General features: G+C 69.8%; 19 protein-coding genes and 1 pseudogene. 8 read left to right on the top strand and 12 right to left on the bottom strand.

Annotated features, from left to right (window positions below; genetic code table 11):
• Positions 1-14: 14 nt before the first annotated feature.
• Both ACH492_RS34815 and ACH492_RS34810 read right to left on the bottom strand, forming a co-directional pair.
• A complete protein-coding gene (locus ACH492_RS34815; protein WP_398992609.1) occupies positions 15-1,700 on the bottom strand; it encodes a class I adenylate-forming enzyme family protein in 1,686 nt (561 codons plus the stop codon).
• Positions 1,697-3,532 (bottom strand): CoA transferase, encoded by a 1,836-nt coding sequence (locus ACH492_RS34810; RefSeq protein WP_398992607.1) that lies wholly within the window; start codon positions 3,530-3,532, stop codon positions 1,697-1,699. The genes ACH492_RS34815 and ACH492_RS34810 overlap by 4 nt, the downstream gene beginning before the upstream one ends.
• A gap of 126 nt (positions 3,533-3,658) precedes the next feature.
• On the opposite strand from ACH492_RS34810, the gene ACH492_RS34805 reads away from it, so the two are divergent.
• Positions 3,659-4,852: an acyl-CoA dehydrogenase family protein gene (locus tag ACH492_RS34805; protein ID WP_398992628.1), complete on the top strand. Its 1,194-nt coding sequence runs from the start codon at positions 3,659-3,661 to the stop codon at positions 4,850-4,852.
• Here ACH492_RS34805 and ACH492_RS34800 read toward each other — a convergent pair.
• Together ACH492_RS34800 and ACH492_RS34795 are read right to left on the bottom strand one after the other, a co-directional pair.
• The gene (locus ACH492_RS34800) at positions 4,849-5,787 is read right to left on the bottom strand and encodes a sugar ABC transporter permease (protein ID WP_398992605.1); all 939 of its coding nucleotides are present in this window, start codon (positions 5,785-5,787) and stop codon (positions 4,849-4,851) included. The genes ACH492_RS34805 and ACH492_RS34800 overlap by 4 nt on opposite strands.
• Positions 5,784-7,004, bottom strand: coding sequence for an MFS transporter (locus ACH492_RS34795; protein ID WP_398992603.1), 1,221 nt, complete (start codon positions 7,002-7,004; stop codon positions 5,784-5,786). The genes ACH492_RS34800 and ACH492_RS34795 overlap by 4 nt, the downstream gene beginning before the upstream one ends.
• A gap of 190 nt (positions 7,005-7,194) precedes the next feature.
• Here ACH492_RS34795 and ACH492_RS34790 point away from each other — a divergent pair, with 190 nt between their 5' ends.
• From ACH492_RS34790 to ACH492_RS34780, 3 genes are all read left to right on the top strand, one after another.
• Positions 7,195-7,815, top strand: coding sequence for a hypothetical protein (locus ACH492_RS34790; RefSeq protein WP_398992601.1), 621 nt, complete (start codon positions 7,195-7,197; stop codon positions 7,813-7,815).
• 140 nt (positions 7,816-7,955) lie between these two features.
• Entirely contained in the window at positions 7,956-8,564 is a 609-nt protein-coding gene (locus ACH492_RS34785) for a sigma-70 family RNA polymerase sigma factor (protein ID WP_398992599.1), read from the top strand.
• 188 nt (positions 8,565-8,752) lie between these two features.
• Positions 8,753-9,199, top strand: a complete 447-nt coding sequence (locus ACH492_RS34780; RefSeq protein WP_398992597.1) for a hypothetical protein — start codon at positions 8,753-8,755, stop codon at positions 9,197-9,199.
• A 311-nt stretch (positions 9,200-9,510) separates the two neighbouring features.
• Here the strand turns inward: ACH492_RS34780 and ACH492_RS34775 are convergent, their stop codons facing one another.
• The 3 genes from ACH492_RS34775 to ACH492_RS34765 form a co-directional block, all read right to left on the bottom strand.
• Positions 9,511-9,684, bottom strand: a complete 174-nt coding sequence (locus tag ACH492_RS34775) for a hypothetical protein (protein WP_398992634.1) — start codon at positions 9,682-9,684, stop codon at positions 9,511-9,513.
• A 56-nt stretch (positions 9,685-9,740) separates the two neighbouring features.
• Positions 9,741-10,097 (bottom strand): PRC-barrel domain-containing protein, encoded by a 357-nt coding sequence (locus ACH492_RS34770; protein WP_398992595.1) that lies wholly within the window; start codon positions 10,095-10,097, stop codon positions 9,741-9,743.
• A 215-nt stretch (positions 10,098-10,312) separates the two neighbouring features.
• Complete coding sequence (locus ACH492_RS34765) at positions 10,313-11,551, bottom strand: PP2C family protein-serine/threonine phosphatase (protein WP_398992593.1); 1,239 nt, start codon at positions 11,549-11,551, stop codon at positions 10,313-10,315.
• Positions 11,552-12,244: 693 nt separating this feature from the next.
• Here ACH492_RS34765 and ACH492_RS34760 point away from each other — a divergent pair.
• Positions 12,245-12,463, top strand: a complete 219-nt coding sequence (locus ACH492_RS34760) for a hypothetical protein (protein WP_398992591.1) — start codon at positions 12,245-12,247, stop codon at positions 12,461-12,463.
• Between the two features lie 203 nt (positions 12,464-12,666).
• Here ACH492_RS34760 and ACH492_RS34755 read toward each other — a convergent pair.
• Positions 12,667-13,053, bottom strand: a pseudogene (locus ACH492_RS34755) (transcriptional regulator); the annotation flags it as partial.
• Positions 13,054-13,288: 235 nt separating this feature from the next.
• Between ACH492_RS34755 and ACH492_RS34750 the strand changes: the two are divergent.
• Entirely contained in the window at positions 13,289-13,411 is a 123-nt protein-coding gene (locus ACH492_RS34750) for a hypothetical protein (protein ID WP_307662467.1), read from the top strand.
• Between the two features lie 147 nt (positions 13,412-13,558).
• Complete coding sequence (locus ACH492_RS34745) at positions 13,559-16,606, top strand: hypothetical protein (RefSeq protein ID WP_398992589.1); 3,048 nt, start codon at positions 13,559-13,561, stop codon at positions 16,604-16,606.
• 76 nt (positions 16,607-16,682) lie between these two features.
• On the opposite strand, the gene ACH492_RS34740 is transcribed toward ACH492_RS34745, so the two are convergent.
• The 4 genes from ACH492_RS34740 to ACH492_RS34725 form a co-directional block, all read right to left on the bottom strand.
• On the bottom strand, positions 16,683-17,177 hold the full coding sequence (locus tag ACH492_RS34740; protein ID WP_398992587.1) for a hypothetical protein: 495 nt from the start codon (positions 17,175-17,177) through the stop codon (positions 16,683-16,685).
• Between the two features lie 714 nt (positions 17,178-17,891).
• Positions 17,892-18,398 (bottom strand): IS5 family transposase, encoded by a 507-nt coding sequence (locus ACH492_RS34735; protein WP_398992585.1) that lies wholly within the window; start codon positions 18,396-18,398, stop codon positions 17,892-17,894.
• Positions 18,302-18,511 (bottom strand): hypothetical protein, encoded by a 210-nt coding sequence (locus ACH492_RS34730; protein ID WP_398992632.1) that lies wholly within the window; start codon positions 18,509-18,511, stop codon positions 18,302-18,304. Before ACH492_RS34730 ends, ACH492_RS34735 begins: the two co-directional genes overlap by 97 nt.
• Positions 18,512-18,636: 125 nt before the next feature.
• Complete coding sequence (locus ACH492_RS34725) at positions 18,637-19,020, bottom strand: hypothetical protein (protein ID WP_398992583.1); 384 nt, start codon at positions 19,018-19,020, stop codon at positions 18,637-18,639.
• Between the two features lie 415 nt (positions 19,021-19,435).
• On the opposite strand from ACH492_RS34725, the gene ACH492_RS34720 reads away from it, so the two are divergent.
• Positions 19,436-19,690 carry a hypothetical protein gene (locus ACH492_RS34720; RefSeq protein WP_398992581.1) on the top strand — a complete coding sequence of 85 codons (255 nt, stop codon included), beginning with the start codon at positions 19,436-19,438 and terminating at the stop codon, positions 19,688-19,690.
• Positions 19,691-19,742: the final 52 nt, after the last annotated feature.

The raw sequence follows: 19,742 nt of genomic DNA, 5'->3' as shown, positions 1-19,742 counted from the left end.
GACGATCCCGCGGGTCAGACCGCCTGAACCAACGGATCACCGGCGAACTGCTCCCGCAGGGACGCCCGGTCCGGCTTGCCCGCCGGGGTCAGTGGAACCGCCGCCACCACCAGCAGGCGTTCCGGGTGCTTGCGGCGCTCCAGGCCGCGGGCGTCGAGGTGGGCGCACAGGTCGTCGAGCGCGGGGGCGTGGCCGTCCCGGATGACCACGCAGGCCGCGAGCCGCTCGCCCATCAGCGGGTCCGGGACGCCGACGCACACCACGTCCCGTATCCCCGGATGCGCGGCCAGTTCGATCTCGACCTCGGCGGGGCTGATGTTCGCGCCGCCGCGGATCACCACGTCCTTGAGGCGGCCCACGACCCGAAGCGCGCCGTCCTCCGACAGGATGCCGAGGTCTCCGGTGCGCACCCAGCCGTCGGCCGTGCGGTAGCGGGCATCGAGCTCGGGCGCGCCGACGTAGCAGAGCGGGGTCATCGGGCCGCGGGCGACGATCTCGCCGACCGTCCCCGCGGGCACCTCCTCCATCTCGTGGGTGTCCGGGACCGCGACCCGGATGTCCGCGACGCGCGGGTCCGGGTGGCCCGCGAGCACGCCGGGACCGGTCGGCTTCAGCGCCTCGTCGCCAAGCCCCGTATGGCAGTTGACGCCGTCCGCCGACCCGTACAGATTGACCACCGGGCAGCCGAAGACGCGGCGCGCCTCGTCCGCGGTGGCTGCGTCGAGGACCGAGCCGCCGAGCACCAGCGCGGTGGGCGCCGGAAGTTCGCGCGGCCGCTCGGCCAGCCGGTCGAGCATCGTCCGGATCATCGTCGGCACGCCCAGCACATGCGTCGGCTCGTGCTCGGCGATGGCGTCCAGGGCCGCCTCGGGCGTGAAGTGGTCGAGCAGGACGAGGGTTCCGCCGTGCCGGGCGAGGGCGACCGCCGTGGCGTTGCTGCCGAAGGCGGAGGCGAGCGGGACGAGGAAGAGGCAGCGCGGCGGCTGCCCGTCCTTCATCAGGGATGCCAGGAAGTTGCCGCGGCCGCCGGCCAGCGCGTTGTGCGAGTACGCGATCATCTTGGGCTCGGCCTCGGAGCCCGAAGAGACCAGGATGCGTACGGCGGACTCGGGGTCAGGGCGGGCCGGGACGAAGGCGCTCGCGTCGGTACGCAGCAGCCGCGACAGCGGTACGGAGCCTTCCGGCGCGGTGCCCGGCCCGGCGGCGATCACCGTGCGCAGGGCGGGCAGTTCACCGGATTCACCGGACTCGCCGGGCTTACCGACGAGGCCGACCAGATCGGCGGCGTGTCGGCAGCCCCTGTGCTCGATGGCGGCGATCACGGCGACCGCCTCGGATCTGCTCAGCAGCGACGCCGCCTCGCGCCCTCCCCGGCCCACCGGGAACGGCAGCGCGACCGCGCCGATCGCGGCCAGCGCCAGGTCGGCGACGACGGCGTTGCGGCCGCCCGGAAGCTGTACGCCGACCACATCGCCCGGGCGTATGCCCAGGCCGGTGAGGCCGGCGGCCAGACATCGCACCTTGCGGTCGAGCGCCGTGTAACAGAGTTTCCCCTTGGCGTCGATCACCGCGGTTCGATGCAGGTCGGCGATCTGGCGAGCCCGGTAGAGGCTGTACACGTCGAGGTCGGGGCAGGTGCCGTCGACCGTCCAGGAGCGGCGCAGGTCGGCGGGCAGCAGGTCGTGCAGGGCGACGGTCACAGGAAGCTCCAGGGGTCGGGAACGGCAGGGGCACCATGCGCGTCGCGGCTGATCGAGCCGGCGAAGCGCGGGTCGTCGTGCAGAGCTGCCAGGTCGGCGGTGACCGCGGTCGCGGTCAGTCCGTGCGCGCGCAGCTGCGCCAGCGCCTCGGCCGTGGGCAGTTCGCGCAGGTCGTACGCCGCGGCCGCGACCGCGCAGGGGTCGGTGGGCGCGAGCCAGCCGTCGGCGGTGGGCAAGGGGCGGCGGAATCCGGCGGGGCGGCGCGCGCCCCGGCCGTCCGCGAGACGACGGAGCGCGGGCGCGGTGAGGACATCGGCCGCCCCGAGGAGGGATGAGTCCACCCGTACGCCGTTGCCCGTGCGCTCCCGCAGCAGCAGCCCGGCCAGCACTGCTTCCGCACCGAGCAGCCCGCCGAGCACATCGAGCAGGGTCATCAGGGACGGCGCGGGTGGTTCGTCGGCCGGCCGGACCGCCTCGCCGACACCCGTACGGGCCTGCACCATGAAGTCGGTGCCCATGGGCGCCGCGTGCAGCCGGTCCGCCCAGCCGCTGGTGTACGCGTAGACAAGCGCGGGGTTGGCGGCGGCCAGCTGATCACGGTCGAGGCCGAGCTCGGCGGCCTTGCCCGGGGCCCAGTTGTGCAGGAAGACGTCGGCTCCGGCCGCCATCTCGCGCAGCCGCCGCCGGTCGGGGGCCGACTTGATGTCGACCTCGACGGCCTTCTTGCCCCGGTTGAGCGCGAGCCAGCGCGCCGAGATCCCGGAGCAGGAGGGCGGCATACCGCGCAACGGGTCGCCGCCCGGCGGCTCGATACGGACGACCTCCGCGCCGAGCAGGCCCAACAGGTGTGCGGAGAGTGGGGCCTGGATGCGCCGTCCCGCCTCCAGGACGGTCAGCCCGGTGAGCGGCAGGCCGAGCGGGGGTGTGCTCGAGGAGTATCTCGAGGAGTAGGACGCTTCGTACGAGGTCAGTGCCCACGGCGGCGCGTCGGCGATGCCCCTGTCGGCGAGGGAGCGCAGAGGGCACACTTCCGCGCCGGACGCCTCGGCGGCGTACCGGATCCGCTCCCAGGAACATCCGTTGACGGTGGTGTGCAGGACTTCGGCGAAGGGCGCGCAGGCCGTGGCGTAACGGAACTGGAAGGGCCGCCAGCCCGCCCGTATCGCTTCTTCCGGAGCGCCGAGCGTGCGCCAGAACGCGGCCCACGCTCCCGGGTCCAGGGTCTCGAGCTCGAAGACGGTCCCCTCGGCGGATGTGAAGGGCGGCCCGCCCGGGGCGAGTTCCGCCGCCTCGCCCTCCTCCGCTCCGGCCGCGGCCAGATACTGCGAGACGGCCAGCAGCCCCGCCCGGCAGGCGCTGGTCGACACCTGCGCGACCTGTCCGCCGCGCGCCTGGGCCAGCAGTCCTGCCAGCACGCCCTGCACGGTCAGTACGGCGGTGGCGGTGGCGGCGTAGTCGGCCGCGATGCCGCGCGGGCCACCGTCGCGCCGCCCGTGCACCGCCATGATCCCGGTGGCGGCCTGCACGGTGGCCTCGTCGGTGAGGTCGCCCGCGGCCTCGCTCCAAACGGCCCGGGCGGCGAGCCCGTCGAACCCCGCGCCCTCGACGACGACATGAGAACCGACCACATGAGAACCGGCGACATGGGAACCGGCGGCACGAGAACCGGCGGCACGAGGGCCCAAGGCGCTGGAGGGCCCCGCGCCCAGCAGCCGCAGATGCTCCGCCACGAGCCCGGCGCCCGGCCCCGGCGGCCCCGACGTGTGCGTCCGCAGTCCGTCCAGCGGCCGGACCGCTCGCGTGGTGGCCGGTGACGCGGTGCCTGATGCCATGCCTGGTGCCATGCCTCTGCTCTCCCCGAAGTGGTGGGAACCCGGGAGCCCTCGCGCCCGACCAGTTCCGTGTGAGAGGCAGTCGGACAGTCGTTCCCATGGGTTCCCGGAAGGCGGCGGAAAGTGGTGCAGCGTGAGGCGTCGGTGACGGCCGGACTTCCCCCATGCCCGCCCGATGTACGGGAGTTGAGGGACGGAGTCGCCGACTTCGTACGGGACCGGGTCATGCCGCGGGAGCCCGTGCTCGACCTGGGCGGCCCGGACGCCGCCGCCGTGCTGCGCGGGCTCCGGCACGAGGCCAAGGAGCAGGGCCTGTGGGCGCTGCCCCTCCCCGCCGAACTCGGCGGCAAGGGGCTGCCCCTCCTGTCGTACGCGCATATCGCGGAGGCCGAGGGCGCCAGTGACCACGGGCCGGTGGTACTCGGCTCCGCGTCCCTGCTGGACGTGCTGATGCTGCGGCGGCACGGCAGCGCGCGCGTACGCGACCAGTATCTGAAGCGGCTGGTCGAGGGCGAGATCCGCTCCTGCTACGCCATGACCGAACCCGAAACCCCCGGCACCGACCCCTTCCTCACCGAAACCCGCGCCGAGCCCGCGGCGGACGGCACGTGGCGCGTCAGCGGCCGCAAGTGGTTCACCAGCGCTGCCACCGACGCCGACCTGGTCACCGTCCTCGCCCGCACCGACGGTGTGCCGCCGGACCGCGACGGTCTGTCGCTGCTGCTCGTCGGCACGGACTCGCCCGGCTTCCGGGTGGTGCGCGAGCTGCCCGTGCTGGGGGCTGGCGGCCAGTGGGAGATCGCCCTGGACGCGGTGCCCGTGGACGGCGATCATCTGCTCGCCGAACGCGGCAAGGCCCTGGCCATCGCCGGCGAGCGGCTCCAGCTCGGCCGCACCCTGCGCTGTCTGCGCTGGCTCGGCCAGGCAAACCGGGCATTCGACCTGATGCGCGAGCGGGCCATCACCCGCACCCGGTCGGGCCGGTCAGGCGGACCGCTCGGTGACCTGCAGCTCGTCCAGCGCCATATCTTCGAGGCGTTGCTTGCCCTGCGCACCACGCGCCCGCTGGTGTACGAGGCGGTGGCCCACCTCGACGCCGGGCGCGACGCCCATGTGGAGGTGGGCCTGGCGAAGGTCGCGGCGGCCCGCATGCTCCAGCAGGTCGCGGACGCGGCGATCCAGGTGCACGGCGCGGCGGGTCTCGGCCCCGACACGGCGCTGCCCGCGCTGTTCCGTACGGGACGGATGGCGCGGATACTCGACGGCCCGGACGAACTGCACATCACTTCCGTGGCGCGGCGGGTGCTGCGTACGTCCTAGGCGGAGTGGGCGTCGACGAGCCCCGTCAGCACGGCCAGTCCGAACGCGAGAAAGAAACTGCCCCACACCAGCTCGTGCTGTGTGGCGGTGCCACTGCCAAGGTCGTAGCAGCCGTGCCGCAGCGCGCCGTTGGCCGCCAGATGTACGCGTACGAGCTCTTCCAGCACCGCGACGGCATGCTCGCGCTGCCCGAGTTTGAGCAGGGCCACAGCCGTGATGGCGGCGGCGGAGGTGTCGAGGGGTCCGTCGGGACGCTCCTCGGCAGCGAGCGGAACACGTCGCGAAGGCGTCAACTCCCGTGCCACACCGCGAAGATCGGGCACGTCCAGGCACCGCAGTGCGTCCGCCACCGCGAGCAGCAACCAGGCGCGGCCACGGCTCCACCCGGGCGAGCCGAGTCCGAGATGCGCGCGCAGATGGGATTCGGCCGCTTTGGCGTTCACCGACGCGAGCAGTGGCACCATGCCCGGTGCGCCGTCCACGCGCGCCACGCACCGGGGGCCGCCGAAGGCCGATCCCCAAGGAACCAGCCCGAGTTCATGGTCGTACGCATTGAGGCAGGCGCGTGCCGCGCGCTCTTGCAGCGCCACGGCCCCGGGATCGTCCGCGAGGGCGGTGCCGTACCAGAGGATCAGGCCGCGGGTCGCGGTGTCGGCCCCTGCCCAGTCGGCGAGCCGCTTCGTGGTGGCCCGGGCCGCCTCCCGGTCGCGTACGTCATCGGTGTGCCGGGCGCGCAGCCACAGCAGTCCCGCCCAGAATCCGCCGGTCCACGAGCCGCGCCTGGTCGCCGTCCACCGCCCGGTCTCCTGGTCCGCGTACAGCGGGAATCGGTCGCCGACTTCGGTCCGGGTCACGGCGACCCGGTCGAGGACCCTGGCCAGGGCGGGCTCGGCCCAATGCGGCGTATTCAGCGGCGCATTCAGTGGCGTACTCACGCGCGCGCCTCGCGCCGGTCCCGTACGGCCCAGCACACCGCGACCGCACAAGCCCCCGCGAACTCACCCGCTACCAGCACCCACCCGGGCCCGTAGTGCCCTGACTCGGCCAGCAGGCCGAACAGCGGCGGCCCGACCGCGAACCCGGCGAAGAACCCCGCAGAGACCAGCGCCGAGTCCTGCCCCGCCCGCCCGGGCGCCGCCCGCTGCATGACCAGCACCATCGACACCGCGTTGGCGGCGACCGCGAAGACGCCGACGGCGACCGCCGCGACCCACGCCAGCGGGTGCACGAAGGACGCGCCCGCCAGCAGCAGCGCAGCCGCCACCGACCCCGCGGCGAGACCGCCCGGCAGCCACACGGCACGGCGGGGATGCCCGGCCACCTTCGACCAGCCCACGCGGCCCGCGACACCCGCGACACCCAGTACGGCCACGAGCGCACCGGCGGCCGTGGGGCCGAGGCCGAGCCGCTGCGTGCCGTACAGCGCCAGGTAGGTATTGACCGACGCGATCCCGCAGCCCAGCAGGAGTGAGAAGACCGCGAGCCAGGCGATCGCGCCCCGGGGCACCAGCGACGAGCGCGGTCCGGCGGAGACCGGCGGCGCATCGGCGGGCAGTCCGCGCGCCGCCCAGAGGGCCGCCCCCGCCGCCGCAGCGGCTGCCGTCCACACCGCGCCCCGCCAGCCCGCGACCCCGGCCAGCGCGGCGAGCGGCAGTCCGGCGGCGAACGCCCCGAGCTGTACGCCCGACTGCTTCATCCCGGTCACAGAGCCGCGCCGCTGGGGCGGCACCGTGGCCAGGATCGCCTTGTTGGTGGCCGGGTTGGCCAGCGCCTGCGGCAGCCCGCCGAGCGCGACCGCCGCCAGGAGCAGTCCGACGCCGGGCGCCGATCCGATCAGCGCCAGCGCCACGGCGGAGACGAAGAGCAGCGCGACCAGACAGCTGCGCGGCCCCACCCGGTCGACCACCCGGCCGCCGACCGGTGAGAGCACGGCCGCGGCGCCGAAGCCGATGGTCGTCGTCAGACCGAGCACGGTGGGCGATACATCCAGCTCGTCCACCAGCCGTGGGCCCAGCGCCCCGAGCAGGAACAGCTGCATCATCGAGAACGCCATGGCGCAGGTCAGCAGCGCCGTCGTGGCACTCGTCCGACGCCTCGTGCCCGCCGCGGCGCCCACCACTTTCTGCTCTGCCCCCACAGGCACCCTCTCCATCTGTTGCCGCCCCGGGCGGTTCCACCCGGGTGTCCGGGTCCCGCCAGCCGTGCCAGGAGTCGGCCGGACCGCCCCTCAAGTTCCCGCGGATTTCTATGGCTTGAATCACGTGCCCGAACCTCGGGCGGCGCTCGGGAAGTCCCGTATCCCCCCTTGAAGAACTCGCGGCGAATGCAAGGATGAGCCCGCCATGATTGCTGGACGGGGAGTGCGCGCGGTACGGGCTGCTGTGTTCGCGGCCGTCTGCGTGCTGCTCGCCACCATCGGCCACGTACTCATGTCGAAGGCGGGTCTTCCCTGGTGGGCGCCGGTCGCCGGAGTCACGGTGACGGGCGCGGCGGCGTGGTGTCTGGCCGGGCGGGAGTACGGCCTGCTCCCGGTTGTGGCCTTCGCCCTGGTCGCCCAGAGCGCACTGCACACCGCGTTCTCCTTGTCCCAGACGGCAGTTGAGCCCGCGCAGCCCGTGCACCACCACCATGCCGGGTCCGCAATGCAGTCCATGGCATCCATGGCACCGACCAGCCACGACATGAGCGACATGTCGTCGACCGGAATGCTCGCCGCCCATCTGCTGGCCGCGCTGCTGAGCGGCCTCTGGCTCGCGTACGGCGAGCGGGCGGCGTTCCGGATCCTGCGCGCCGTCGCCGGGTGGCTCGTCGCACCGCTGTGTCTGCCGGTCCGCGTCCCCGCGATGCCGCACCGGCCACGCGTCCGCCCGCGCCGGAACCGTGCCACGCGTACGCCCCGGCAGCGGCTGCTCGTTCACGTCCTCACTTCTCGGGGTCCGCCCGCCGGGACCGCTGTCGTCTGACAGCCGGCTTCCCGATGCCGCCATGGGGTCAGCCCCCGGCGCTCGGGCATCGGCCGCGCCCTTCGCGTGCGGCCGTACGACTCACCGGGCCCGCAGACATGCCGGTCCGGATCCCGGATTCCCGAGAAGGACACCAGGCGATGAACGCTGCCCTCACCTCGACCATGCCGCGATGTACGACCGGTCACGACGACGCGATCACCGCGTGGGCGCTCGCCGCACGCGGCGGTGACCCCCTGGCGGTTGAGCGTTTCGTGCGCGCGCTGCACCGCGACGTACGTCGGTACGTCGCCTACCTCAGCGCGGACCCGCAAGCCGCCGACGATCTGACCCAGGACACCTTCCTCAGGGCGCTGGGCAGCCTGCACCGTTTCGAAGGCCGCTCGTCGGCCCGCACCTGGCTGCTCTCCATAGCCCGCCGCGCGGTGATCGACAGCCTCCGCTACACCGCCGCGCGCCCCCGGCTCGCGGACACGGACGACTGGCAGTCGGCCGCCGAGCGCGCCCAGTCCCGGAATCTGCCGGGCTTCGACGACGGCGTCGCTCTGGCCGAACTCCTGGCGACCCTCCCGGACGAGCGACGGGAGGCGTTCGTCCTCACACAGCTGCTGGGACTGCCGTACGCCGAAGCAGCCCTGGTCAGCGGCTGTCCGGTGGGCACCGTCCGCTCCCGGGTGGCGCGGGCGCGCAGCTCCCTGATCGGACTGCTGCACGACGCCGAGCACCCCACTTGGCAGCCGCCCGCCTGAGGCGGTGTCACCCCGCCGCGTCGAGCCTTACCCGCTGGTCCGCGGTCAGCTCCAGGCTCCACCGGCCGACTGCGCTCTGTACCCGCACGGTCACACAAGCGCCGGTAATTCACCCGAATGGACGCGTCCGCGTGGTCGTGCGGGAGGCTCCCGCTCACGCTCGGAGTCATCCCGACCAAGGAGCTCTCATGGCACAGCAGGCATCGACCTCGTCCGGCACCACCCGGTCCCCCGCGCCCGCTCCCGGCCAGGCATGGGCGGCCGGCGGCACCATGTTCGCCGGAGTCCTGCTCCTCGTGGACGGCATCCTCGGCATCCTCAACGGCATCGCGGGCATAGCCGCGGACGACGTCTACAGGCGTATCGGCAGCTACGTCTTCGAGTGGGACCTGACCGCCTGGGGCTGGATCCACCTGATCATCGGCGCGATCGCGGCCGTCACCGGCGTTGGCATCCTCAGGAACGCGGGCTGGGCCCGCGCAGTGGGTGTGGCGCTGGCGGGCCTCATCATCATCATGAACTTCATCTGGCTGCCGTACCTGCCTCTCTGGGGGCTCATCGGCATCGCGATCGGCGTCTTCGTGATCTGGGCGCTGTGCGCGGACCGGCACGCGAGTTCCCCGCGCGTGGAGTAGGCACGGACCTCTGCCGGCGGGCCCCCGTCGGCAGGGGGAGGCCCGGACCGCGATGCGGTCCGGGCCTCCCCTATGAGCGTCGGTATGAGCGTCAGGCGAGCCGGCCGCCGCCGCTGCGGTGCGGCCGCCGCTCTCCGCTGCGTACGGCCTGATGCCACGACTCTGGGCCGCACCCCGCCATACGCCCAAGACTTGCTTTCTACCGCGGCCATAACCCTTGATCATGGCGGGCTCTCGGGTGCGGCCGGGCCCGGCTGGTGCCGCGCGGGCGGCGGAGGCGTCGGCGTGTGGCGGGATCTTGCGGCAGCCCGTCAGCGGATGGGACGCCGCCCGGCGCGCCGGGACCACCGCACGGCAGTGAACGCCACATCGGCCACCAGGAGCACGATGCCGATGATCAACAGATAGCCCAGGCCCTCTGCTGCCACACCGATGATTCCCAGTACGACGGCCACCAGGACGAGAAGCAGGAAGAGCACCATCACCCGAACACCTCCTCTGTGCTGAGCTGAGCTGTGCTGGTTGTACTGAGCACGGGCGGTCAGCGCCGCGCGAGTTGCCGTTCGCCGTTGGCGCCCTGCCGGTAGGGCAGGCCGTAGTGCTTGAAGATCGACTCCTCCTGCTCGGCGGGCAGTACGTCGTCCGTGCCGATCGAAGGGGCCTTCCTCACCAGCCCCTTGGCGTAGGCGACCCTGATGTAGCCGGGCCCGAGGATTGCCTCGTCGAGGGGTACGAAGACCAGACGCTGGCGGCTGAGTAGCCCGGCCCGGACGGTGGCCATGGCCGGTTCGTCGGTGGTGGTGTCCACGTAGATCGCTTCGAGCACGCCGATCTTGTGCCCCTTCGGGTCGACGACATCGTGATTGCGCCACTCGCGGATGTCGGCTGCCTGGATCATGCACTCTCCTTCCTGAGCGTGCACCGGTCGGATGTCCCTCCGAGCTTGCCCCGAAGGCGAGTACGGCGTCTGCCGTGGTGTCGGCCCGAACAACGGCCCCGGCGTATACACGCCGGGGCCGCCCTTCCGGGCGGTTGCACGTGAGAGTGCACCAACCCAGAGTCAAGCCTACTGCCCCTAGTGCATCATTTCCGTATTTGTCCTGCCGTAGCCGCTCAATCGAGGATGGCGAGATGATCGGCGTCGCCGCCGCGCCATTCGATGATGAGGATGGTCGCGTCGTCGGTGGTGATGCCGCCTCGTTCCAGTTTCAGCGCGTGGGACAGCGCGCGCACTACCGTCCGCACCGGACCGTGGTCACGGACGACGCGGTTGGTGAACTCGATGAGCTGTTCCTCACCGAACTGTTCCCCGCCGGCTTGGTGCTCCTCGACCAGGCCGTCGGTGAAGCACAGCACCCGGTCCCCGAGTTCCAGCATCCGCTCGCTGACTTGCGGCCGCTCACCGCCGAAGCCGACCGGCAACGTGGTCGGGCTCTCCAGCCGGTCCACCACGGCGCGGTCGCGGATCAGCAGTGGGGCCGGGTGGCCGGCGTTGACCCATTGCAGATGGCCCGTGGCGATGTTCAGGCACATCATCTGCGCGGTGACGAAGTGGTCCGGCCCGAACTGCTCGTTGATGGCTCTGTCCATGAACTCGTACACCTGGGACAGATCGGTGTTGGCGCGTCGGGTGTGGCGATAGGCACCGATGGCGACGGTCGCCATGGTCGCGGCGCCCAGAGAGTGGCCCATCGCGTCGATCATGGCCACGTGCAGGATGTCGCCGTTGAGGGCGTAGTCGAAGCTGTCGCCGGCCACGTCGTAGGCGGGTTCCAGAATTCCGGCCACCTCGACCTGTGGGACGGTCATCGACAGCGGGGGCAGCAGTGACCACTGGATCTCGGCGGCCACGTTCATCGGGGCGCGGCGGCGGGCCTGGAAGAACTCGTCCGTGTAGGCGTCCTTGGTGACGATCATGTCGGCGACCAGACCGGCGAGTCTGCGCAGCAGCCGCCGGTCGTCGTCGTCGACGCTGTCCAGGGTGACGACCATGACCCCGATCTGGGCACTGCCGTCCAGCAGCGGCAGATACATCCGCACATTGCCGTCCTGTGGCACCTCGACGGTTGTGCGGTTCAGGAATGCCGTGCCGGCGGGGGAGTCCTCGATCGGTTCGGGGTCACCGACCGTCAGCCGTCGGCCCGGCAGCGGCACCAGGAGCATTTGCTCGTAGTCCTGCAGGAGGATGGAGAGGTCCCGGCCACCGATCCTGGCCACCTCTTCGGCGACGAGCGGGGCGATCAGCTGTGGCGGCATCTCGTGAGCCCGGTCCAGCAGCACACCCAGCAACCGCTCACCGAATCCCTCGGATCGGTCCACCTCGATCTTGCTCGGCTCTCGCTCACCCTCCATCGTCTTTGCCTGTATCCCTTCGTCCCGCTGGTCGGGGGCCTACTGGCGGCTGTCTACAGCCTGACACCGCCAAACCGGCCCAATGCGCCCATTGCGCCAAAGGCGGCATGTCACACCCGATCAGGCACGTACTCCGGTAGAAACCGGTGCCGGAAGCCTGCCGAAATTCCTTCTTTTGCGACAGCGCACCGTCGGGCGTTTTCCGCGTGGCAGAGTCATTTTCTCTTTGCTGTCCACGGGAGTGGGGCGGCATATGTCCCAGGGGGGCCTCACGGCTAAATGCCGTTTTCGGTTCACCTGTACATCGATAAGCAGAAGATTCGGACATCTCGCGCCATCTCGCCTCACTGGGTATCCGTCGAACCGTAAATGCAGATATACCCAGCCGGGGTCGTGTCCAGGGCTTTTCCGTGAGTGTTGACCAGTAGATTCCATGCGATGGGGTTCGTCACCGACTGGCGTTCGAAACTGCACTTCAGGGGCATGTTGTGGTGACGAAGTGTGTACCCGGAAAAGACCGGACAGTAAGTTGCCGGGCGGTCCGTTGGCGTGATTGCATCTGCGGGGTGCGGAAGTCTGATTATCGGTGCCCGGTTTCGGGCGCCAGGCGACCGTTCACCCGGCCTTTGCTTTGCCGTAAACCCGGCCGGCGCCACTTCAGGAACCCCAGAGCATTGAAAGGAAGGGAAAGTCATGCGTAAGGACTTCACCCCTCAGGTCGAGACCGGCGAGATTTCCGACAGCGAGCTGGACAACATTTCCGGTGGTATCGCCAGCGCCGGTGCCGATGTTGCCGGCCGCGGCGCCTCCGTGAGCGTCGGCGACGTCGTCGGGACTGCCCAGTCCCTCGCTCCCGCCCTGCCCGTTTCGCAGCTCTCCAGCCTCGTCACGGTGCAGACCGCCGGCATCTGACAGCGGCTTTTGCGACAAGGTGTTATGGCCGGGAGTATTACTCGACCCACCGGTGCATCTAAATACCAATAGGGTTGGCCAGGACCCCGGAACCTCCAGTTCCGGGGTCCATGCATTTTCCGGAGGGGTTTTATGCGCGGATGCGAGGGGGAAGGCACGACGGGTATTGCAGAAGTGCCGGCGTGCATCGTCGGGCACGCGCGTCACCCGAACGTCTGCGAGCCCACGGCGGCGAGCAGCTCCAGGGCCTGGTGGTCGGGTGTGCCCGGCGCGGCGGTGTAGACGACCAGGCGCGGCGTCGAACCCGCGGCCTCCAGCACATCGCAGTCGAGCGTCAGCCGCCCGGCCTCGGGATGCTCAACCGTCTTGATCTGCGAGGTGCTCGCGGCGACGTCAGTGCGCGCCCACAGTTCCGCGAAACGCGGGCTGACCGAACGCAGTTCGTCGACGAGCCCGAGCAGGCACGGATCGCCGGGGAACCGTCCGACGCTCGCGCGCAGGTCGGCGACGGCGTACGTCTCGAAGGCCGCGGATTGCGTCCCTCGCGGGTGATCCGTACGCCCCCCCGGGGAAGTACCGGCGCAGGACGTCCGATTGTCCCGCGGCGCGTGTGTGCCGCCCCCGCGGTTCGCTTCACCCGGTCCTGCCGCGCGACTCGTCTCGCCTTCATCGGGGACGGCCCCGCGCCCACACGCCTCACCTGGGCGAACGGGACGGGCTGCCGCTGCCTCGTCTCAACTCGTCCACGGCGCTTTCCCGTCCGGGAGTGTGGGTGTGTCAGGCCGGCCACCTGCCGGTCGAACGCACCGAGACGGGAGACCTGGCATGCCCCGACGACCACTGAGCCGTCGCGAGCGACTGACCCTGATGGGAATCATCCTGGGCAGCCTCGTTTCCGCCATCGCGGGAGCGGCCACCAGCGAGGCCTTGAGGATGCTCCTGCCGTGAGCAGGCGAACTCGAAACGCCTTGGCACACGCCGTGACGCGCCCCCCGCTCCGGTACAGCAACGAAGGCGCGGACGACGAATGCCCTGCGCCCTTGGCAATCCGTCACCTTGTGTGTGGCGTCGGTTCCGATACGCAAGGATGCTTCGATGACCGGTCACAGGAGTAGTCCGCGGCAGGGCAGCCAGCGGTGCATCCCGCAGCCCCGGGCCGTGACCCCGGCGGCGCTGCGTGACTTGAAGGACTACGTGTACCAGCTCTATGTGGAGGCCGGGACACCGCCCGTGCAGCACATAGCGAGTGAGATCGAGAACGACGACACGTTCCGCGGCAGCCCTTCGAAGGCGACGGTCCACCGGATCATCGGCTCAGAGGAACTGCTGGCGGGACAGGAAGACGTCGTCTCCGTTGCCGTGCTGCTGGCACGCGAGGCGGGCAGGGACGCAAGCGAGGTGGAGATCCGGGTCAAGAGCATGTGGGTCGCCGCCCGGCTCGCACAGCCTCTGGGCACCCCGGTGAAGGACCTCGATCCGTTCGCCCTGGAGGTACACCGGGCCATCACCGTGCCCGGTCAGGAGTCGCTGCCCACGCTGCCCCGCTACGTCGAGCGGGATCACGATTTCGCGCTGAGCGAGGTCGTGGACCGGGCGGCAGGTGGCGAGAGCCTCCTTGTCACGTTGGTCGGGGAGTCCTCGACGGGGAAGACCCGGGCCTGCTGGGAGGCGTTACGCCGACTCCCTGAAGGATGGCGTGTGTGGCACCCCTACGATCCGACGCGCCCCGATGCCGCGCTTGTTCACATCGCGGAAGCCGGCCCACGAACCGTGATCTGGCTCAATGAAGCGCAGCACTACCTCCTCGCCCCGGACGCGAAGGCCGCCGAACGCATCACCGCTGGACTGCGCACGGCTCTCGGTGACCGACGGCGCAGCCCTCTGCTGGTCCTCGCCACCATCTGGCCGCGATTCTGGGACCCTCTGACGGTTCCCTCCGCCACGGGCTTCGACGACCGGTTCGAACAGCAGCGCAAACTCCTCACAGGGGTCGGCCGGTACATCCTGGTGCCCAAGGCGTTCACCGACAGCGACATGTGCCAGGCACGTCGGGAGGCGGGCGGCGACCCACGACTGGCAAGTGCCCTGGCCGGCGCCACCGATGGGGAGATCACACAGTTCCTCGCCGGCGTCCCGAGGCTCATGACCCGCTATCGTTGCGCGCCCCCCGGCGCGGCGGCGCTGATCCATGCGGCCATGGACTACCGACGACTCGGACATGGCCCCGCGATGCCCCATGCGCTCCTCGCCGAGGCTGCCGAGGGCTACCTCACGGACCATGAACTCGGCTGCCTCGGAGACGACTGGTTGGATGAGGCTCTGGCGTACTGCGCGACGCCGTGCCACGGGGTTCCGGGGCCGCTGACACGGATTCCCCGCAGGAGCAACGATGTCGGCGGGACGGCGTACCGGCTCGCCGACTATCTGGAACAGCAGGGCCGCGTGGAGCGTCGGCTGCTGTGCCCGGGGGCCTCCTTCTGGGAGGCAGCCGCCCGTCACTGCCACGGCAACGAGGACCGCGCCACGCTGGCGCAGGCGGCGGAGGTCCGGGGGCGGCTGCGTGCTGCCGTGGGTCTCTACGAGGTGGCTCTCGAGGACGGGAACACCGACGTGCAGCCCGACCTGGCCCGGCTCCGCGAAGGCGCGGGAGACATCGCCAAGGCAAAGGAGCTCTACGAGGCCGCCTTGAAGGCCGATCGCCAGGCGCGATGGGAGCTCGTCCGGCTGCGGGAGATCACAGGGGAGGTGGGGGAAGCCGAGGAATTGGCCAACGCGGCCGCCAACCAGGGCGACACCACCCCCCTGACGCGGCTGGCTCGGCTGCGGCAGGAGTCCGGCGACGAGGAGAGTGCGGAGCGCCTGATGCGCGCCGCCGCTGCCATAGGGGAGATCAAGACGTTCGCTGAGCTGGCCCGGTCCAGGGAAGGTGCGGGAAACCAAGAAGGAGCGGAGGAACTTGCCTTCACGGCTCTGACTCGAGCGGGCAGTACGTACGCCCTGTCGGAACTGGTGCGCATGCGGGAGAAGTCCGGCGACGGTGAGGGTGCCGAGCGCCTGGTGCAGGCTGCCGTGGCGCGGGGCAAGGTCCGCCCGGCGGTCAGGCTGGCCCGGATGAGGCAGCGGGCCGGCGACAGCGAGAGTGCGGAACGCCTTCTGGACCTCGCTGCCGGTTCAGGCAGCAGGTTCGCCCTGACCGAGCGGGCTCGCCTGCGGAGGAGGGCGGGAGACAGCAACGGGGCGGAACGACTGCTTCGTTCGGCTGTGCACCAGGGCAGCACGATTGCCCTGACCGAGCTGGCTCGCCTGCGGGAGAAGGCGGGCGACGCGGAGGGAGCGCTGCGTCTGTACCGTGCCGCGGCCGATAAGGGCAGCACCGATGCGCTGGCCGCCCTGGCTCTGCTGCGGGAGGAGGCGGGGGCCGGCGAGGAGGCTGAACGCATGGCCTGCAGCGCCGCTGATGCGGGCAGTACCTTCGCCCTGCTCGAGTTGGTGTGGCTGCGGGAGAAGACTCGTGACCGCCACGGTGCCGAGCGCCTGGCGGACACCGCTCAGCGTGCGGGCAACACAGGAGCGCTCGTACTGCTCGCCCGGTTGCGTGAAGAGGCCGGGGACAAGAAGGGCGCCGAACATCTCGTGCTCCGTGCGGCTCTTGCCGGCCACAGCCTCGCGCTCAATGAGTTCGTTCTACGTAGAGAGGCGAGCGGCGACTGTGAAGGGGCCGAACGCCTGGCCTCGGCAGGAGGCAGTCGGGTGCTGGCCGAACTGGCCCAACTACGGGAGGTGGCCGGAAGGACTCAGGACGCGGAGCGTCTGTACCGCCTCGCGGCCGACCAGGGGGAGACCCGGGTGCTGGGGGAGCTGGCCCGTCTGAAGGAAGAGGCCGAGGACCACGAGGCGGCGGACGAGTTCGCCCGGAGGGCGGCGCATGCCGGTGACGTGGAGGCGTTCTCCGCTCTCGCCCAACTGCGCGCCGGAAGAGGAAAGTTCCAGGACGCCGACCGTCTTTACCGTGCCGCTGCTGATGCGGGATACGGCGAAGCGCTGACCCGGCTGGCGGAGCTGCGCAGGCGGTGGGACCCCGATTGGGAGAACCTGTTGCGATACGGCCTCACCGCCGACGGCGACACGTCGGAGCCCTGGTGATTCACGCGCGCTCTGAGCTTGGGAATCACAGGCGACTCAACGCCGATCCGGCGCGGTTGTGGCACGTCCTCGTTCGTCAACGGCGGCCCGGCCGGGGCCGCGAACCCACGCGCCCTGGCATGGCCAGTTCGGCCCGTAGCGCGTCTTCCAGTGCTGAAAGACCATCCTCCACGCCCTGGAGCGGCCATTCGTCCGTCGTTGGGGTGCCCTCGAAGATCACGGGCTGGACCCGAAGCAGGGCACTGTGCACCTCACTCACAGCGGAACGAACCTCGTCGCCAGATATCAGGGACGCCTCGACGATCCACTTGTAAGCGGCGGACCGATTGTCGAACAGCTTCCCGTCATCCTCGTCCTTCATGATGGAGGCAAGAGAGTCATGCCAGCCGTAGAGCCTGATCAAGAGGTCCCTGTACAGGCCCTTCTTGTCATCCAGCCAGCGCACCTGTTCTGCATGTGCTCGTTGCTCTTGCTGGATACGTACCTGTCCGCGCTGAGCAAGCCATGCGCCCGCAAAGCCGGTGACAGCCCCCACCGTTGTGCCCGCAAGTCCGACGAGTGCAGCTTCCATGACTGCTTCCTAGCAGAAAACTGCCTCAGCGAGCAGAAGAAGATCAAGGTCGGTGGAGTCTCAATGACTCAAGTGACCTACCGGGCTGGGTTACTGGGGCGCCTTGACTGCACGTCAGAGCGATCTGACCACCGCCTTAGAACTTGTAACACGATCTTGCTGGCATGCAGCGGCTGGTCGGGGGCGCTGTTGAGTAAGTTGCCGCTGCCGGTGCCAAGGTCGTTCACAGGCTTCGCCGGAGTCATGCCGGGATGAAGCGCGGCCACCAGGGTGGGACGTTGCCCGGGCAGAACGGGGCGGGGTAGGAGTCCGGCATGCCGAGCCATGTGACAAGGAACCAGGTGAACCACAAGGTGAAGATGAGCCCTGCAGTCAGGGCTGTCCTGCGATGACGTCTTCCGAGGGCGCTGTGCAGGATCACCCACGGAACCGCAGCCGCGATCCATATGAGAGGCGCAAGAAACAGCAAAGTCATGCCGTTGGCAGCTGCGGTGCTACCGATGTCACAAGCAGCCCATGCCCTCCCAATCGCAGCAGTGGACACCACCGCGGTCAGCCCACCGAAGAGGACACCCCTGCCAGTACCTCTGAACCAGCGGCTCGGAGGACTCGACGGCTCTGCTCCCACGATCATCTCCCCCGCGTCGCCGTAGACGCGGAGAGTACCAATGTTCTGAAGCAGCCCGCTGGAGCTGTGACCTGCCCTGACACCGGTCAGTCGTTCCTGGGCTTCCGAAGGCGTCGCCAGCAGATGAGGCTGCAGGCGAGAGAGACGAAGGCGTCGTGGAGTTCGGTGCGGAACTCCCATCGGACGGCGAGGCGTTTGAAGTGGTGGAGCAGGGCGAAAGTCTGCTCCACCACGTAGCGGAGCTTGCCGATGCCCTTGATGTTCGGTGACCCCTTGCCGGAGATGACCGGCAGGATCCTTCGGCGAAGCAGCTCGTCGCGGTGGGCGTTGGAGTCGTAGCCCTTGTCGCCGAGCAAGGCTTCGGGCCTGCGGCGGGGTCGGCCGGGGCGGCCCGCGATCGACGGGATCCCGTCGACCAGGGCGAGGGTCTGGGTCACGTCGTTGACGTTGGCCGCGGTTGTGATGACTTTGAGCGGGGTGCCGCGTCCGTCGCAGATCAGGTGGTGTTTGCTGCCCGTTTTCCGCCGGTCGACCGGCGACGGACCGGTGTCGGCGCCCCCTTTTTCGCGCGGATGTGGGAGCCGTCCACGCACGCACGTGACCAGTCGAGTTCGCCGGCCGCGTTCAGTTCCGCGAGCAGGACCCGGTGCAGCCGGTCGAAGACTCCCGCCCTCTGCCACCGGTCCAGGCGGCGCCAGCATGTCATCGCCGTTCACCTGCGTACTCTCCGGGCTGCCGAAGCACTCGGCGAGGCGCTCTGGACGCCTGCGAACGCCCATGGCCGTGGGTGAATGAGACGGAAACTGAGACGGCTACGCTGCTCGGGCTGTGTCAGCCCGTACCGCAGGACTTCCATGTGAAGGCCTCTGCAGTCCGAGTAGCTAGCAACCCGGACCGCCACGATTCCGTGATGTCGGTCCAGTTTCGGAGCTCAGCGCTGAGGGCACCGTGCTCTGCCGCTTGGTCGTAGAACAGTCTGAACGTGTAGACCCTGCCCTGGTCAGAGACGACTTGGCCGTCTTCGTGATCGGGGCCTCCCTGCAAGAGCTCGACCATGACCGTTTCATTGGGGTCAAGCCCTTGGACCTTCAGTAGCTCCCGCAAGCGAATCCAAAGGTCATACGAACTGGTCCGTAGTAGCTCGGTGTACTGGACGACGATGCTTGACACCATGACCTCATGATCGGTCTTCCAGTCGGTGGTGGGTAGCAGCACGGCCGCAGGTCAGCAGACTTTCAACCAGTCCAGCCTTGAACGATCTTGAAAACCGTCGGGGCAGCGATGTCACCGTGGGTTCAAATCCCACACCCACCGCAGGTGAACGGCCCTTGAGCAGATAACTCAGTCGAGGGCCGTTCTCATGAGCGTTGTCCGCCAGCGACCGCCGTTCCCCGCTGTTTCCCGGCCGAACGGGCACGGGAAGGGCACAGCTACCTTCTTGATCCGTAGCTCTAGCCGGATCGGTCAGCGACGTTCATACAGATCGCTTCGAGGCCGCACAGGGACGCTACCGGGCGGGGGAGGCTGCTGCAGTTGCGGTACTGCGCTGCTGCGGCGGCGTGCTCAGTGCAGTCGCTCCGCCTGGTCGCCCTCGTAGGGCCCCGAGACTGCCCGACGATGTCGCATCCCCGTGGCTGGCACGATCCACCTGGAGGGGGCGGATGTGGACGTTGTGGAACTGATGGGGTGGCTAGCCGAGCGAGGGTGCTCGGTGGTCTTCAAGGCTGACGGTGAGAGATCACGGGGGCATCGCTGGATGGTGATCGTCTCCGGAGGTGTCTTGGGCGCGGAATCGTTCTTCAGGTCAGATGAGGCGTCCGCCGACGCATGCCTTGAGGCAATTCTCGCGCACTTGGAAATCATGGGGATTTCGCCGTTCGCCTGAGGCCTGGGCTTGGGAAGCTGCGGAACTTGAGGGCTGTTAGGCGCTGACCTGT

The organism is Streptomyces sp. NPDC019443 (assembly GCF_044389785.1).
GTDB lineage: Bacteria > Actinomycetota > Actinomycetes > Streptomycetales > Streptomycetaceae > Streptomyces.
This window is presented reverse-complemented; position numbering and strand designations above follow the sequence as displayed.

What these genes read in the sequence shown, in the direction of transcription:
- ACH492_RS34810 (WP_398992607.1), bottom strand. Translation starts at nt 3,532, where the DNA reads ATGGCATCAGGCACCGCGTCACCGGCCACCACGCGAGCGGTCCGGCCG.
- ACH492_RS34795 (WP_398992603.1), bottom strand. Translation starts at nt 7,004, where the DNA reads ATGGAGAGGGTGCCTGTGGGGGCAGAGCAGAAAGTGGTGGGCGCCGCG.
- ACH492_RS34790 (WP_398992601.1), top strand. Translation starts at nt 7,195, where the DNA reads ATGATTGCTGGACGGGGAGTGCGCGCGGTACGGGCTGCTGTGTTCGCG.
- ACH492_RS34785 (WP_398992599.1), top strand. Translation starts at nt 7,956, where the DNA reads ATGAACGCTGCCCTCACCTCGACCATGCCGCGATGTACGACCGGTCAC.
- ACH492_RS34780 (WP_398992597.1), top strand. Translation starts at nt 8,753, where the DNA reads ATGGCACAGCAGGCATCGACCTCGTCCGGCACCACCCGGTCCCCCGCG.
- ACH492_RS34770 (WP_398992595.1), bottom strand. Translation starts at nt 10,097, where the DNA reads ATGATCCAGGCAGCCGACATCCGCGAGTGGCGCAATCACGATGTCGTC.
- ACH492_RS34765 (WP_398992593.1), bottom strand. Translation starts at nt 11,551, where the DNA reads ATGGAGGGTGAGCGAGAGCCGAGCAAGATCGAGGTGGACCGATCCGAG.
- ACH492_RS34760 (WP_398992591.1), top strand. Translation starts at nt 12,245, where the DNA reads ATGCGTAAGGACTTCACCCCTCAGGTCGAGACCGGCGAGATTTCCGAC.
- ACH492_RS34750 (WP_307662467.1), top strand. Translation starts at nt 13,289, where the DNA reads ATGCCCCGACGACCACTGAGCCGTCGCGAGCGACTGACCCTGATGGGA.
- ACH492_RS34745 (WP_398992589.1), top strand. Translation starts at nt 13,559, where the DNA reads ATGACCGGTCACAGGAGTAGTCCGCGGCAGGGCAGCCAGCGGTGCATC.
- ACH492_RS34740 (WP_398992587.1), bottom strand. Translation starts at nt 17,177, where the DNA reads ATGGAAGCTGCACTCGTCGGACTTGCGGGCACAACGGTGGGGGCTGTC.
- ACH492_RS34730 (WP_398992632.1), bottom strand. Translation starts at nt 18,511, where the DNA reads ATGACATGCTGGCGCCGCCTGGACCGGTGGCAGAGGGCGGGAGTCTTC.